The sequence below is a fragment of the Aeromonas sp. EU05-FHT14A05 genome (assembly GCF_058791175.1).
Window position 1 is genome coordinate 1 of sequence record NZ_JBYTDH010000031.1, and the last position, 920, is coordinate 920.

At 53.5% G+C, this 920-nt stretch carries 2 protein-coding genes; both read left to right on the forward strand.

The features are described from left to right. A partial coding sequence (locus AC3WR3_RS20805) for an EF-Tu C-terminal domain-related protein (protein ID WP_197724836.1) occupies positions 1 to 75 on the forward strand: 75 nt, incomplete at its 5' end. Positions 76 to 188: 113 nt separating this feature from the next. Beyond that, the gene (gene gmhB / locus AC3WR3_RS20810) at positions 189 to 731 is read left to right on the forward strand and encodes a D-glycero-beta-D-manno-heptose 1,7-bisphosphate 7-phosphatase (RefSeq protein ID WP_139439404.1); all 543 of its coding nucleotides are present in this window, start codon (positions 189 to 191) and stop codon (positions 729 to 731) included. The last annotated feature ends 189 nt before the right edge of the window (positions 732 to 920 follow it).

Sequence of the window (920 nt, forward strand, 5' to 3'; positions counted from 1 at the left end):
GACGGCCTGCGTTTCGCTATCCGTGAAGGTGGCCGTACCGTAGGTGCTGGTGTTGTAGCTAAAGTTATCGCTTAATCGATACTTTAAATGCACACATGAAAGGGGTAGCTTCGGCTGCCCCTTTTATTTTTTGGGGCGTTATTGCCCCGTGAGACACATTTCAAACATCTATTACCGAGGTAGTGCCCGTGAGTAAACCTGCCATTTTTCTGGATCGTGACGGTGTCATCAACGAAGACACAGGTTATGTCAGCCAGGTCGATGACTTCCATTTCCTGCCCGGGGTGATCGAAGCCCTGCAGCTGCTGAAGAAGAAGGGCTATCTGCTGATTGTCGTCACCAATCAGTCCGGCATCGCCCGCGGCTACTTCAGTGAAGACGACTTCATGAACCTGACCGAGTGGATGGACTGGTCTCTGGCCGATCGGGACGTTGACCTCGATGGTATCTATTTCTGTCCTCATCATCCGGATCACGGCGCTCCCTGCGATTGCCGCAAGCCTGCACCCGGCATGCTGCTGTTGGCGCAGCAGGAGCTGGGCATCGACATGGCGCGCTCTTATATGGTGGGTGACAAGCCTTCCGACCTGAAAGCGGCCATCAATGCCGGAGTCGGACACAAGGTGATGGTGCGCACCGGCAAGGCTGTGACCGACGAGGGCACTGCGCTGGCTGATGTCGTCTATGACAATCTGCACGATTTTGCCGTTTCAGTGCCCGTTGCGGGCTGATTTTGTTCGCTTAATATGCGCATTGGTGGCTTTGTGAGCGAACGGTTGATGAAAGCCATCTTTTTGCAATTATCTGCTTGCCAGAAAGTTTCAGCTCCCTATAATGCGCCTCCATCGACAGGGCAAGCGGCAACGCAAACAACCCGGTCGATAACCTCGAAAAGCCTTTGAAAATAAGGCTTGACTCGA